This window comes from Mesorhizobium sp. M7A.F.Ca.MR.148.00.0.0, assembly GCF_003997735.1.
Lineage (GTDB): Bacteria > Pseudomonadota > Alphaproteobacteria > Rhizobiales > Rhizobiaceae > Mesorhizobium.
On the sequence record NZ_RZTB01000731.1, the window covers coordinates 1 to 231 of the forward strand.

Consider the following 231-nt stretch of genomic DNA (forward strand, 5'->3'; position numbering starts at 1 on the left):
GAAATGGAGGACCAGCGCAACTGGTCTGACGCCTCCTACAAGACCTATGTGCGGCCGCTGGCGCTGCCATGGCCCTATGTGCTGCCTGCCGGTCTGCCTCTGCGCCAGACGATCAGCCTGCGCATCGCAGGTGAAGGCAAAGCACCGGCTGTCACCGTGACCAGCGAACCGGTCCGCGTTGGACTCGGCGAGGTCGGGCCAAGGCTGCCCGATGTCGGCGTGGTCATCTAT

The 231-nt window shown here is 64.9% G+C and carries 1 pseudogene; it reads left to right on the plus strand.

Annotated features, from left to right (window positions below):
• Window positions 1-231 (plus strand): annotated as a pseudogene (locus tag EOB49_RS36025) (hypothetical protein); the annotation flags it as partial.